Origin of the sequence: Bacteroides sp. 51, from assembly GCF_010500965.1 — a bacterium.
Taxonomy (GTDB): Bacteria; Bacteroidota; Bacteroidia; order Bacteroidales; family Bacteroidaceae; genus Bacteroides.
The window spans coordinates 89,799-104,464 of record NZ_QVMI01000026.1 but is presented as its reverse complement, the minus strand read 5'-3'; the positions used below and the strand labels follow the sequence as shown (position 1 = coordinate 104,464).

Sequence of the window (14,666 nt, the reverse complement as noted above, 5' to 3'; positions counted from 1 at the left end):
ATTTGTCAAAAACATCCGGCTTTGTTCTCTCACAAAGCGGGTGCAAAAGTAGAGACTTTTGGAATACAAACCAAATTATAACAAGAAATAATTGAAGAAGAATGAAAGAAAAAAGATAAGGAGCTGATAATGAGGAGCCATAAAAATAGACTCTCACAAAAACAACTATTCCAAATCATTCACTTCAGTCCAAAAGCCGGGCCTATCTGGTCTGACTGTTCTGGAATAACATGACACAAGGAGGATTGCTTCCGTTTCCAATCCGCTGGAATCTACAGCAGTAACGGTTACAGATGACTTTCCATACCCCACTGAAGAGATTTTAAGCTGATTATCAGTAAGCGTCAGCGACACCAGGTTTGATATTGTTGATATCCGGAAGGTTAATTCTCTATCTGCTTGGGTAGATGCAAAGTAATCGCTTAGCGTCAACGTTCGTGAATCATTGGTTTTGTAGAAGGCTAAATCAGGCAATGGTTTTAAGAGCACGGGAGGCGTTGGAGGGATTATCACACCACCAAGAAAGGCTTTTGAAGCGTCCAGCGCGCCAATGCCAAGCATTCCCTGATAGCCGGGGTTATATGCGGAGATGTCATATACAGACGCATAAAGCATCTCTTTTAATTGAGCCGGCGTCAATCCCCGTTGTTCCACACCATATTTAGATATAAGAAGAGCAGCTACACCGGACACGTGAGGGCAGGCCATTGAAGTGCCATCCATATAATAATAAGCATTGGTCACCACCCCGGAGCCATTCCATCCGCCGCAGGTACTCAGAATGCCGGCAGATGCCGAGAAGCCAATCTCGCCACCAGGGGCTACGATGTCGACGGTAGAGCCATAATTGGAATAGGTACCTCTTTTATAATTGAACCCCATAGCAGCTACAGATATTACATTGTCATCTGATGCGGGGAAGGTAGGAATCATTACATCGTCATTGCCGGCAGCAAAAACAACTAGTCCGCCCTTCATGGGGCCAACCTGATTGCCCGATTTATCCATACCGGCGTTGGTTATAAAATAAGCAATGGCTTCCTGGATGAGCTGAGGGGTAGCAGATACTGTACCGACATCAAATCCCCAGCTGTTCTGGCTAATCACAGCGCCGTTATCGGCACCATATTTAATAGCAGCGGCAGCGTAATAGTTTGTTGCCGACTTCTCTCCTTCTTCATTATCAAGGTAGATCTGGCAATTCATCAAACGGACTCCACTATCGGGAGTGCCATCGCCACCTGCAATGCCCGACACACCGATATGGTTATTATTTACAGCACCAATAATCCCGGCAACATGACTGCCATGCAAGGTGGGTTCAATGGCTTTGCCGGTAACGAAATTAAAACCATATATATCGTCCGCATAGCCGTTTGCATCGTCATCGTGGCTGTCTACACCATTCTGCTCTGCTTTATTGACCCACATATTAGCCGCCAGGTCCTCATGGGCATAATCAATACCTCCATCTACCACGCAGACAATCACATCGGGGTGGCCGGTAGTAAACTCCCAGGCATCGAACAGGCGGATATCGGCACCTGCTAGTGAACCTTCCAGGCTGCCGTTGTTCTCAAAATTCCACTGGGCATAGGTATAGGCGTCGTTGAAAATATAATTTTCGGATGTTTGTTTGAACTGAGCTATTTCACCTTCATTGAACTTCCGGAAGGTACCGGAGCCCGTTTTCCTGACCGGGATAACGGGTTCAATCACCGATACATTATCAAGAAGCGATAATTCTCCGGCAGCACGGGTAGTAGCTACCGATTCGTCATACTCAACGACATACCATAAATGGAGCCCGGCAGCGCGAGAGCGTTCCTCAAACTCTCCGGCATGCGGAAACACACGCTCCATTTTACGGATATCAATGCCCGATGCACGGGTAAATGCTTCTGTTGAAGAGGGTTCTTCTTTCAACTTAACGATCAGCCGGCCGGCTTGCACCTGCCTCCCCGAAAGAGAAGCCATATCAACTTTGGGTTCAGGCACAGGCTCCGTATACTCCGCAGGGTGTTCGCTACACGAGTTTAAGGCCAGGAACAAAGCAATTGATAAAATCGAAAGTATTTTCCTCATAAAAGCAGTTTTAATGCATCATTCTTTTATTTCAATACAGTGACGGAGGAGCGCAATATGGTCTTTCCCTTCACTTTTGAAGAAGCAGGACGAGTAGATATCTGCTTGGATTTAGAGAGTTTACCCCGCGATAGAGGGGATTTGTTAACTGCTGTACTGAAATCTCTGAACGGATTATTCAACGGAGAGATTTCCAGCCAGCCCAGGTCTTCTTCTGTGAAAACATCAAAAGTGTGGAATTCCATGACCGTGGCTGCTGTACTTAATTTACGGTCTTCGACAGTGAATACCAGTTCATCCACCGGATTTTCACCGTCGGTCAGGTAGATTCCGGCATACAGTGCACCGTCGTCCAGTATAAATGCAATATCGTTGAACATATCGTATTCATAAACATCTTGTCCGGTAAAAATGAGTTTCCCGGTTTTCTCGTTATATTTGGCCACCATCTCAACATCTCCCATCAGGAAAAGACCGCTGACGATGTACGTGTTTTCTTGTTTGGCTTTAGTTACCAAAACTTCATTTTCATAGGGGTCAACGTACTCACCATCGACCATTGCCTGATAGATATCCTGGTAATAGACACCCGGAATGATTGGTCCGTCGGCACTTTGGTCGGGGTCGGGTTCAATACCTTCGGCAGAGACAAAGTCGTAACGCTGTATCTTGCTTATGCCGTTCTGGGTGGGCATAACCATCAATGAGTATTCTGTGAGAGACGCCATTGCATCGAAATTCATAAGCAAACCTTCGGCTGTGTTGAGTTGCGCCAGATAGCCGGTAGCCAGATCACTGCCGTTTCTCGCCATAAATTCTTCCGGCGACATGAGGTTAAGCATAAACTCAAGCGATGCGGTAGGAAACAGTCCATATTTCAGAGCAGTAACGTCCTTGCCCGTAGCCAGGAACGAAGAGGTATGGGCACCGATTTTAAGACCGGTCAGTGTAACCAGATCGTTATCGCCCAGCTCAAATTCTACAAAATGCGTAGGTGAACTTATCACTTTTACTGTAGCAATAATTGACAATCCGCCGGTGATTTGCGATGCCTTCAAGGTTGTTTCCCACAGTTGTTCTTTTCCCAGATCTAGAAGTTGTACTTCTTTACCACCGATTTTCAGGTACTCATCTCCATGTTTAATCCTCAGCTCAACTTGTTTGGGGTGGAAATAAGCTTTTGCTTCCCGGTTGCCGTTTTCAAAGTATAGGGTGGTATGATCTTGTTTCATCTCCGGCACGATATCGCCATAGCCGGCTGCTTCCAAAGAGGGGTCGTAAATAAAAGTGATACCGGCATTGGCCTGTACACACTCTACTGTTACCATATTGGTTCTTCCGCTCAGAACGGGTACCGGATTCTTTATGCCTTCATACCAGGGGTCTTCGAATGCAGGTACGAAACCATTTGGGTGGGAAGTCAGGGTTAATTCATAAACGCCTACCGACACATCATCGACCCGCCCATGGGGGAAATCGGAAAACACGCCGGTGATTGTCGCCTCCGGATTCGATTCGTGTTCCAGGATCAATGTAAACTGGTTAACATCCGCTTCTGCGCGCGTTCCGGTTAGTTCTATTCCCTCGATGGATGAGGCAATATACAACGTCGCTTTTTCGTCCGAAAGAACGTCCTTGCTCTCCGAACAAGCAACTAAAATCATTAATACTCCAAATGCTAACAAACAATGCCTTTTCATAATTGCTTAATATTTATTCTTTAAAATTTTGTTTATACTTTCTTTTAATACTCTTTTTACCACAGCGTGTTGAACACTATCTATGATAAAAGATAATTTACTTAAACGATATATAGTTAGAAACCAGAAATATCGTAACGATTAAATAACCACCACAAAAACAGACATGATTGACACTAAGCCTTACTACAAATAAATGTATAAAAATAGGGCTAATTTACACCTGAAAAATACGCAAGGAGTTTTACCTGAATGGTTTAAGCTCAAATTTTGTGCAATTTAGAAATGTTATTCCGATATTCCAAACTTTTAAATGACAATTTTATTCAACTTTTCTGCTGCATTTCGGCATTAATAAAGATATTTCAAACCGGGCAAAACTGTTTTTGTATCAGATTTGTGCTCCGGCTACCACCACCGGTTTAAGAGGGTGTATCGGCAGCACAAATACTTACCAAATTGTCAAATTGACATTTCTGTTCTTTCAGATTGGCTTATTTACACCAAAGGCAAGGAAGCACAAACTTTTCTTCAAGGAAACAAGACTAACAGAACGCAAAACGTTAGCAGAATTCCGTTTTTAGCGACAGCAGCAACACCGTTTGATAAATCTGCTTATAGCAAATGCAAACACAGGAAAGCAAAACAACATAAAAACCGGACAAAAAGACAAATCAGAAACGCACAACAATACAGAGCAACCAGAGAAAAACAAGCCGTTTCCGGCAGGAATTACACACCTTTTCAAAGATCAAACCGGCATTCAGCCGGAATTGCATAGGTATTCCCTCCGGATTCCATAAGAATTCCGTTCAAATTGCATAAGAATCCGAGCCGGATTCTATAGGAACTTGAACGGGATTCTATAGGAATTCGAAGGGAATTCTATAAGAATCCGGGTCGAAAACCGGTAAAATTCAACCGTAGCGCTTGTGGTTGGAGCTATTTGAAGAAATAGTGATTCAGGGAATCTGCCCAATGGCTGACAAATAACGAACAAAAGCCGCCTTTCACTATCAATAAGTCAAATGAGGCCGGACGCTCAATAAATATACCATATCGCAAAGAAGTTACTGGCTTTTTTTGTATTTTTGCGAGAATCTGTGTAATTACCATAAAAATAAAGATGAAAGTAATCGACTTGATACACAATACAGAGAGAACAGCCTTCTCATACGAGATTCTGCCCCCGTTAAAAGGAACCGGAATCGACAAATTATACGAAACCATAGATGCCTTACGGGAATTCGACCCTAAGTATATCAATATCACCACGCACCGCAGTGAGTATGTATACAAGGACATGGGAAACCGGATGTTCCAACGCAACCGGCTGCGCCGTCGACCGGGAACCGTTGCCGTGGCCGCTGCCATTCGAAACAAGTACAACATCACCGTAGTGCCTCATCTGTTGTGCAGTGGTTTCTCACGCGAAGAAACAGAATATGTGCTATTGGACCTTCAATTCCTGGGCGTTACCGATTTGCTGGTATTGCGCGGCGATAAAGCAAAGCACGAATCGGCATTTATACCGGAAGCAGACGGGTATATGCATGCCACAGAGTTGCAGGAGCAGATCAACCAGTTTAATCAGGGCATCTTCGTCGACGGATCGGAGATGAAAGTCACCGCAACCCCATTCTCGTACGGCGTTGCCTGCTATCCGGAGAAACACGAAGAGGCTCCCAACATCGATACGGACATCTACTGGTTGAAAAAGAAAGTAGAAGCCGGGGCAGAATATGCCGTAACCCAACTGTTCTACGACAACCGGAAATACTTTGAGTTTGTAGATAAAGCCCGGAAAGCAGGAATAAACATCCCGATCATACCCGGCATCAAGCCTTTCAAAAGAATGGCCCAACTCAGCATGATCCCTAAAACATTTAAAGTAGACTTACCCGAGGAACTAACCCGGGAAGTGGTTAAATGCAAAAACGACGAAGAAGTACGCCAGGTAGGCGTTGAATGGTGCATCAATCAATGCAAGGAACTGATGGAACATGGAGTGCCCAGCATCCATTTTTACTCTATCGCCGCCGTAGACAGCATCAGGGATGTAGCTAAAATAATTTATTAAGTATGTTTTTCAGGGACGTAATCGGACAAGAGGCGGCTAAGCTAAAGCTTATTCAGGAAGTACATGAGGGAAGAATACCCCATGCACAACTGATTTGTGGACCTGAAGGAATCGGTAAGATTCCTCTTGCCATCGCATACGCACGGTTTATCAGTTGCACCAACCGCGGAGAAGCCGACGCATGCGGCACCTGCCCATCCTGCATCAAATTCAACAAACTGGTACACCCCGACGTGCACTTTGTTTTCCCGATCGTAAAAAGCGCAAAAGGGAAAAAAGAAGTCTGCGACGACTACATTGCCGATTGGCGGCGGTTTGTACTCGACAACCCCTACTTCGGACTGAGCCATTGGCTGAACGAAATGGGTGCCGAAAACTCGCAGGCCATTATATACGCCAAAGAAAGCGATGAAATTGTACGCAAGCTAAGTCTCAAATCAAGCCAAGGCGGATACAAGTTTGTTATCCTATGGCTACCCGAAAAAATGCATGCCGTATGTGCCAACAAACTACTAAAGCTACTTGAAGAACCGCCCGAGAAAACCGTATTCTTACTACTCTCGGAAGCGCCGGACATGGTACTGGGAACAATCCTCAGCCGTGCCCAACGCTACAATATGAAGAAAATAGACGAACAAAGCATCGCCCAAGTTCTCGAAAAGAAATATGGCATACAGCCCAGAGAAAGTCAGTCCATAGCCCATCTGGCAAACGGCGACTTTGTTAAAGCGCTCGAAACCATACATCTGAACGAAGAAAAACAACTATTCTTCGACCTCTTCGTCAGCCTGATGCGCTTATCCTATCAGCGCAAAATCAAAGAAATGAAAGCATGGAGCGAGCAGGTAGCCGCCATGGGACGGGAACGCCAAAAAAGCTTCCTCGAGTACTGCCAGCGCATGGTAAGGGAGAACTTTATTCATAACCTGCACAATCCGAACCTGACATATATGACGCTCGACGAACAGAACTTCGCCACGCGTTTTGCCCCGTTCATCAACGAACGAAACGTAATGGGACTAATGGACGAAATGAGCGAAGCCCAAAAGCATATACAACAAAACGTAAATGCCAAAATGGTCTTTTTCGATTTCTCACTCAAAATGATTGTACTATTAAAACAATAGCAGCGAGGCGCTGCACCCAAGTTATGCGGGTGCCGATCGCAAAATTATAAATACTTAATTCAAACAAATGGATTATAAACTGCATAATGGAAGCGGCAACCTATGTTGCAAAGGCTGCTCCCGACAAGATAACAAACTGAACACTTACGACTGGCTTGCCGATATACCAGGCAATACCGAAGAAAGTGATATGGTGGAAGTTCAGTTCAAGAACACCCGGAAAGGATACTTCCGCAACAGCAACAAGATCACGCTTGAAAAGGGCGATGTAGTGGCAGTAGAAGCAAGCCCCGGACATGATATAGGAGTGGTAACACTTACCGGAAGACTTGTACCGCTACAAATGAAGAAAGCCAACCTGAAGCCCGATGTCGAAATCAAACGCATCTATCGCAAAGCAAAGCCGGTAGATATGGAGAAATTCCACGAAGCAAAGGCCAAGGAGCACGACACCATGATACGCACCCGCCAGATTGCACTCAACCTCAGCCTGAACATGAAGATCGGCGACGTAGAATACCAGGGCGACGGAAACAAAGCCATATTCTACTATATTGCCGACGAACGTGTAGACTTCCGTCAACTGATCAAAGTGCTGGCAGAAACTTTCAAGGTACGTATTGAAATGAAACAGATCGGTGCACGCCAGGAAGCCGGACGAATCGGAGGAATCGGTCCTTGTGGCCGCGAACTCTGTTGCGCCACCTGGATGACCAGCTTCGTATCCGTATCCACCAGCGCCGCACGTTACCAGGATATCTCACTCAATCCACAAAAACTGGCGGGACAATGCGCCAAACTTAAGTGTTGCCTCAACTATGAGGTAGACTGTTACGTAGAAGCACAGAAACGCCTGCCATCGCGTGAAATCGAACTGGAAACCAAAGACGGAACATTCTATTTCTTCAAAGCAGACATACTAAGCAATCACGTATCCTACTCCACAGACAAGAACTTTGCTGCCAATCTGGTCACTATCAGCGGCAAGCGCGCTTTCGAAATTATCGGCATGAACCGCAAAGGAGTCAAACCAGACAGTTTACTGGAAGAAGAAAGCAAACCGGCACCCAAAAAGCCTACCGACCTACTGGAACAGGAAAGCCTGACACGTTTCGACAAACGTCGTGGCAATAAAACCGAAGGTGGAAGACCCGAAGGCGGAAGAGGCGAAGGAAACAGAGGCGACAGAAACCGCAAAAAGAAGAAAAAGAACGGACCAGGCGACGGACAACAACCCCAGCAAGGAGGCCAACAAGGACAACAGAGCCAGCAAAACCAGCAACAACGTCCACGTCGGGACCGGGATCGCGACCGGGAACGAGACAATAAACAACGCGGAGGAGACAGGCCACCAAGAAATGACAGACCCCGCAACCATAATAACAACAGAAACGGGAACGACAGACCCAAGCAAGCAGAGAAAAAGCAGGGAGAATGAAACAATTTAAAGGCATCTGTCTGATCCTGATCTCTATATTATGGGCTTCCTGTACGGACCATATAGTATATCACTCTTATCACCATTTTCCAACAGAAGGATGGGCTAAGAGTGATACGGTTTTACTCAATCTTCATATCACAGATTCAGTAGCAAGCAATGCAGAGATAACCTTTCTGCTGCGTAACAAAACCAACTATCCTTTTCAGGATTTCAGTGCCATGCTACTACATAACATTCCGGACTCCACAAACTGGCGAAACTATGACCTGAACTTTATTCTGGCAGACAAGGATGGCCGATGGAGTGGTTCCGGATGGGGCGGATTATATCAATCATCCGTATCTCTTGGAAACCACTATGTAGCTCCGGGCACCTATACATTCAAAGTGATTCACCAAATGCAGGACGAACAGTTGATAGGCGTTAATGATATTGGGATACTGGTCGAGAAAGAAAAACTCAACTTATAATCTACGACCTCTTCCCGCATCAATCCGCAGAAAGATAAACAGAAGGATAGTAAAGCCCCACAAGGATGAGCCACCATAGCTAAAGAAAGGCAATGGAATACCAATAACAGGAGTCAGCCCAAGCACCATCCCCACATTGATTATCAAGTGAAAGAGGAAGATACTTAATACAGAGTATCCATACACTCTGCCAAAGGCGGAACGCTGTCGCTCTGCCAATGTTACTAAACGTAGAATCAGAACAAGATATAGAAGTAACACTCCCGCCGATCCGATAAAGCCCTGCTCTTCGCCAATTGTACAGAAAATAAAGTCAGTATCCTGTTCGGGCACATATTTCAGCTTAGTCTGGGTTCCATTCAAAAAACCTTTTCCGGTCAATCCCCCGGAGCCAATCGCAATCTTAGATTGGTTCACATTATAACCGGCACCAGCCAGGTCTTCCTCCATTCCTAATACAACCTTTATACGGATTTGCTGATGTGGTTCCAACACCCTGTCAAATACATAGTCGCTGGAATATAAAAAGAGAGTTGAACCTAAAGCAAAAACCATGATCCAGATATACTTCCATTGACGTTCGTTTATCGTCAGGAAGATCAGGTAAATAAGAAGAGCAACCAACAATCCCCAAAGAACATACATCAGGTTGAAGGAAACATGTTGCGATATATAATAAGCAAGCGCCAAAACAGGTATGCTAACCAACAAAATATAGCGAGCCGGTTTAGGCTTCTTCAACAATATCCAGGTCATTCCCGCTGAAAAAAGGATAACCAAAGAAAGCACAGCAAACTGCCCGATAGGAGTCGGCGTATTGGGAATCATTACCTCATCAAAGCGTATGCCCACAATAAAATAGATAATAGCGCAAACACCCAGGAAAAGAACAACACCGGGCATACCTTCCCGGTAAAGAACAAGAAAGAAAGCCAGATAAACCAAAGCAGACCCGGTTTCTTTCTGTAATATAATCAACAACATGGGAAGCAGAATAATTAATCCCACAACCAGCACATTATTGATCTTCTTCATACTAAACGTATAAGCATTCATGTACTTGGCCAGAGCCAGTGCTGTAGCAAATTTGGCAAATTCTGCCGGTTGCAAACTAACAGGTCCCATCTGAAGCCACGAACGCGATCCCTTCACATCGGGAGCTATGAAGATCGTGACAATAAGCAACAAGATCATACCCGCATAAACAACATACGAGAACATATCATACATGCTGTCCTCCAACATCAGCAGAATAAATGCAAGACCAAAAGAGCAGATTATCCAAACGAATTGCTTACCGGCACGGGTAGAGAAATCGAAGAAATCTTTCTCTCCATAGTCGTAACTGGCTCCGCACACACTGAACCAGCCCGCCACGATCAGCAGTAAATATATACAGATGGTTACCCAATCCAGGCTTTTCCAAAGATTAACGCTTCTGGAGGTCATATGGTATCAAATTAGCATTCTTGATATAATCTATCTTATATTCGCGTTCGGGAGCAATCTTTCCGGTCAGGTATTTCTCAATCATCAAAGCACCGATAGGCACTGCCCAGGTAGCACCGAAACCTCCATTCTCTACATAAACAGACACGGCAATCTTAGGCTTATCCATTGGAGCAAACCCCATAAAGATAGAGTGGTCTTTACCGCGATTCTGCGCCGTACCGGTTTTACCGCAAACCTCAATACCAGGTATATTGGCTCCCCGGCAGGTTGCACCATATGCACTACCGATCACCGCGCCACGCATACCTTCGACGATATACTCATAGTACGCTTTATCAACAGTTGTATGACGGGGAAAGCGATATATGCTATCCAACTCGTTATCTTCAATCTCCTTTACGATATGCGGAGTAATAAAGTGACCTCTATTAGCAATCGTTGCGGCAAGATTAGCAATCTGTATAGGAGTAAGAAGTACCTCTCCCTGGCCGATGGCTGTTGAAATGATACGCAACGCCCCCCAACGACCTTCACCATGTATCTTATTATAGTATTGAGCATTGGGTATCAAACCTCTTTTTTCACCAGGCAGGTCAACTCCAAGCGGATAACCGAATCCCATAGAAACCATATGATCTTTCCAAACCGTAAGTGCATTGGCTGCGGAACCGTACTTCTTCTTATTATCAATCATACGATAAAGCCCCCAGCAATAATAGGCATTACAGGAAGTAGAGATAGATGGAATAAACGGAATAGGCGAAGCATGCCCGTGACAGCCAACACTTAATCCGCCAACCACGAAACCACTCTTGCCATAACAGGGGAAAGTAGTGTTTGTATCGACTATGCCTTCTTGCAAGAATACCAACCCTTGTGCTGTCTTGAAAGTAGATCCCGGAGGAGTACCCGACATCAATGCACGATTAAACAACGGCTTCTGAGGGTCCTGCGCTAAAAGGTTATGGTTTGCTCCACGCTGACGCCCTACCATAGTAGAAGGATCGTAAGAAGGAGCAGATACAAAACAAAGAATCTCGCCGGTTTCGGGTTCAATAGCCACAATACTACCGAGTTTGTTCTGCATCAGTTCTTCGGCCAACATCTGTAGCTCAATATCAAGACTCAGTGTCAGATTCTTACCCGGCACAGGTTTCTTATCAAACTCTCCATCCATATAGTGCCCTTGAATACGCCCATGCGCATCTCTCAACAATACTTCTACCCCTTTCTCACCACGAAGATATTGCTCATAAGACTTTTCTATTCCCTGCTTACCGATATAGTCACCCCGGACATAATAGTCATCAGCTTCAATATCCTTCATAGAAACCTCGGCAATATCGCCCAAAGCATGTGCAGCAGAGTTGTAGGTATATTGACGAATGGTACGGCGTTGTATATAGAACCCTGGAAATTTAAAAAGCTTTTCCTGAAACACTCCGGTTTCTTCGGCAGACAGCTGAGTCATAAATACCTGATGCGTATAACGAGAGTAACCGGGGTTCTGGCGTTTGTCCCGAATGTCGGACATACGCTTCTTGAAATAAGTAGGAGTAATGTTGAGTGTTCTGCAAAAATCAAGCGTATCCAGTTGGCTGATTTCTTTCATAACCACCGTAATATCATATGCCGGCTGATTAAAAACCAAGAGTTTACCCGTACGGTCATACATCGCACCACGCGAAGGGTATTGTGTTTTATTCAAGAAAGCATTACTGTCAGCATTCTTTTTATAGTCGTCGGAGAGGATCTGCAGGTCGAATAACCGCAGGCAAAAAATGAGTACCGCTACAACAACGATACCACTTATGACAAACTTCCGTTTTTCCAGCGTATAGTTTTTAGCCATCCTTAATTCCTTATACCGTCAATAGCCAGAATACAGGCAACAGTTAACACTGTACTGCTAACTATTCTTATTAATAGTGTTTGAATATCCGAGAACGAGAAAAAGGCTATGGTATACAACATCATGTGATGCGTAAATACAGCCACTAAAAGGTATTTTACATAGGATGAAAATCCGAGGTTCTTCAGTGAAGGCAATATTTCCTGATTATCGCGCGGAGTAAATAACCGAAGGAATATCGGGCGCACAAAGGCAAGCATAACGGTTGCCGCGGCATTCATCCCGGGAGTATTCGAGAAGACATCAATACACAACCCCAATGCAAATCCCCACAACATAGCTTCATTCCTGGAAGTATTCGATTCCAATCGCAAGATGAAATAGATGTAGAGGAAAGGGGTGGCATATCCGGCTATATGCACATTGTTCAGGATAAGAACTTGCAGAAGTACCAATCCGGTGAACCAGAATATTTTATGTATATAGCTTATGATCATTGTTTAGCAGCTTTCTTTTCCAATTCTAATTGCTCTTGTTGTCCCGTTCGTGCAAGGATACGTACGGCATTTACTTTTCCGAAATCCGTAGCCAGTTTTACTTTCAACAGATAGGAAAGTCCGTCGTGCGAATCGGACATATCATCTACCGTACCGACCATAACGCCGGCAGGGAAAACGGTAGAGTATCCACTGGTTACCACCGTATCACCCAGATTAAATGCCGCATGGCGAGGCAAATCTTTCAGATAAGCATACTTTGAGTCTCCATGTTCCCATTTCAGATAGCCGAAGTACTCACTTCCCATGATCTTACAACTAATATTTGATTTACTATTGAGCAGCGAGATAACAACCGAATAATGGGATGAGGTCATATAAACAATACCTACCACGCCATTGGCATCTACCACTCCCATTTCGGGACGGATACCGTCATTTTCGCCTTTATCCAGAGTGATATAATTATCGGCGTTGGTCAAACTGTTATTGATTACATTTGCCTTAAAGATTTCATAATCGCCCATTGGAGTATTCTTAATGCTAAGAATCTTCAGTGAATCGGCATGATATGTTTTTAAAGCATCCTCCAATTGAGTGATTTGCTGCTCTAGAACCAAATTACGGTCAAGCAGAGCTTCATTTGTCGACTTCAGGTGAAAATAAGAAGTAATTCCACCAGATATCTCATAGACTTTCCCGGTCACTACATTGGCAGAGGTAAAGAACACCCCCTGCTGATAGTGATTGAAACGAAACAACAGGAGCAGGCAAACCACCTCCAAAAAGATGAAGAGGAACCAATGATTATATTTTATAAGAAAATCTAATAAATTCCGCATGGCATGCTAGAAGTAAGGGCAAAAGCCCTCTATAAAATAAATCCGTCGGTTAAAACCGACGGCAAGAGAGCAAGTTATATCTATCTCATTAAGAATGAGAAGCGATCCACGTTTTTCAATGCGATACCTGTACCTTTGGCTACAGCATGAAGTGGGTCTTCTGCAATATGGAATGGGATATTAATTTTGTCTGTCAAACGCTTGTCCAAACCACGGAGTAGCGCTCCACCACCTGCCAGATAGATACCATTATGAACAATATCAGCATAAAGTTCAGGAGGTGTATTCTCCAATGCGCTCAGGATGGCAGTCTCTATCTTAGAAATAGACTTTTCAAGACAGTGCGCCACTTCCTGATAGCATACCGGTACTTCCATTGGAAGTGCGGTGATACGGTTAGGACCATGAACGATATAATCTTCCGGAGCATCGTCACCCAGCTCGGTCAATGCAGCGCCTACATTTATCTTAATGCGTTCTGCCATACGCTCACTGACTTTCACATTGTGCTGACGGCTCATATATTCCTGAATATCGGCAGTCAGATCATCGCCTGCAATACGGATGGAGTTATTTGAAACAATACCACCTAAAGAAATCACAGCGATTTCAGTAGAACCACCACCTATATCAACAATCATGTTACCTTCGGGCGCTTCTACATCAATACCGATACCAATAGCCGCAGCCATAGGTTCGAAGAGCAAATACACATCGCGTCCTCCGGCATGCTCGGCCGAGTCGCGAACCGCACGAAGCTCTACTTCCGTACTTCCCGAAGGAACACCGATCACCATACGAAGTGATGGTGAGAAAAAGTGGTTACGTGAGTTCACCCGTTTGATCAAACCGCGCATCATCTGCTCGCAAGCGTAGAAGTCGGCAATTACACCGTCGCGAAGCGGACGGATGGTACGTATGTTTTCGTGGGTCTTTTCGTGCATCATCTTTGCCTTTTCACCCACTGCTATCATCTTGTCTGTGCGACGGTCGAGGGCAACAACCGAAGGTTCATCCACCACAATCTTACCATTCGTTATGATAATGGTGTTGGCGGTACCAAGGTCCATTGCTATTTCTTGTGTAAAAGAGAATAATCCCATGTCTTTTTTAATTTTGA

The 14,666-nt window shown here is 44.7% G+C and carries 11 protein-coding genes; 4 read left to right on the top strand and 7 right to left on the bottom strand.

Annotation, left to right across the window (positions count from 1 at the left end):
* Positions 1 to 165: 165 nt before the first annotated feature.
* Entirely contained in the window at positions 166 to 2,085 is a 1,920-nt protein-coding gene (locus tag D0T87_RS17535) for a S8 family serine peptidase (protein ID WP_163176422.1), read from the bottom strand.
* A 26-nt stretch (positions 2,086 to 2,111) separates the two neighbouring features.
* Positions 2,112 to 3,785 carry a DUF4493 domain-containing protein gene (locus D0T87_RS17530; RefSeq protein ID WP_163176421.1) on the bottom strand — a complete coding sequence of 558 codons (1,674 nt, stop codon included), beginning with the start codon at positions 3,783 to 3,785 and terminating at the stop codon, positions 2,112 to 2,114.
* 1,126 nt (positions 3,786 to 4,911) lie between these two features.
* On the opposite strand from D0T87_RS17530, the gene metF reads away from it, so the two are divergent.
* From metF to gldH, 4 genes are all read left to right on the top strand, one after another.
* Positions 4,912 to 5,865, top strand: coding sequence for a methylenetetrahydrofolate reductase [NAD(P)H] (gene metF / locus D0T87_RS17525; RefSeq protein ID WP_163176420.1), 954 nt, complete (start codon positions 4,912 to 4,914; stop codon positions 5,863 to 5,865).
* Positions 5,866 to 5,867: 2 nt separating this feature from the next.
* Positions 5,868 to 6,992: a DNA polymerase III subunit delta gene (locus tag D0T87_RS17520; protein ID WP_163176419.1), complete on the top strand. Its 1,125-nt coding sequence runs from the start codon at positions 5,868 to 5,870 to the stop codon at positions 6,990 to 6,992.
* A gap of 67 nt (positions 6,993 to 7,059) precedes the next feature.
* Entirely contained in the window at positions 7,060 to 8,430 is a 1,371-nt protein-coding gene (locus tag D0T87_RS17515; protein WP_163176418.1) for a regulatory iron-sulfur-containing complex subunit RicT, read from the top strand.
* Positions 8,427 to 8,903: a gliding motility lipoprotein GldH gene (gldH, locus tag D0T87_RS17510; protein WP_163176417.1), complete on the top strand. Its 477-nt coding sequence runs from the start codon at positions 8,427 to 8,429 to the stop codon at positions 8,901 to 8,903. The genes D0T87_RS17515 and gldH overlap by 4 nt, the downstream gene beginning before the upstream one ends.
* Here gldH and rodA read toward each other — a convergent pair.
* The 5 genes from rodA to D0T87_RS17485 all read right to left on the bottom strand — a co-directional run bounded on the left by rodA (position 8,898) and on the right by D0T87_RS17485 (position 14,649).
* The gene (gene rodA / locus D0T87_RS17505; protein ID WP_163176416.1) at positions 8,898 to 10,352 is read right to left on the bottom strand and encodes a rod shape-determining protein RodA; all 1,455 of its coding nucleotides are present in this window, start codon (positions 10,350 to 10,352) and stop codon (positions 8,898 to 8,900) included. The genes gldH and rodA overlap by 6 nt on opposite strands.
* Positions 10,333 to 12,207 (bottom strand): penicillin-binding protein 2, encoded by a 1,875-nt coding sequence (gene mrdA / locus D0T87_RS17500; protein WP_163176415.1) that lies wholly within the window; start codon positions 12,205 to 12,207, stop codon positions 10,333 to 10,335. The genes rodA and mrdA overlap by 20 nt, the downstream gene beginning before the upstream one ends.
* A gap of 2 nt (positions 12,208 to 12,209) precedes the next feature.
* Positions 12,210 to 12,704, bottom strand: coding sequence for a rod shape-determining protein MreD (gene mreD / locus D0T87_RS17495; RefSeq protein ID WP_163176414.1), 495 nt, complete (start codon positions 12,702 to 12,704; stop codon positions 12,210 to 12,212).
* The gene (gene mreC, locus D0T87_RS17490) at positions 12,701 to 13,546 is read right to left on the bottom strand and encodes a rod shape-determining protein MreC (protein ID WP_163176413.1); all 846 of its coding nucleotides are present in this window, start codon (positions 13,544 to 13,546) and stop codon (positions 12,701 to 12,703) included. The genes mreD and mreC overlap by 4 nt, the downstream gene beginning before the upstream one ends.
* 80 nt (positions 13,547 to 13,626) lie before the next feature.
* Positions 13,627 to 14,649 (bottom strand): rod shape-determining protein, encoded by a 1,023-nt coding sequence (locus D0T87_RS17485; RefSeq protein ID WP_163176412.1) that lies wholly within the window; start codon positions 14,647 to 14,649, stop codon positions 13,627 to 13,629.
* Positions 14,650 to 14,666: the final 17 nt, after the last annotated feature.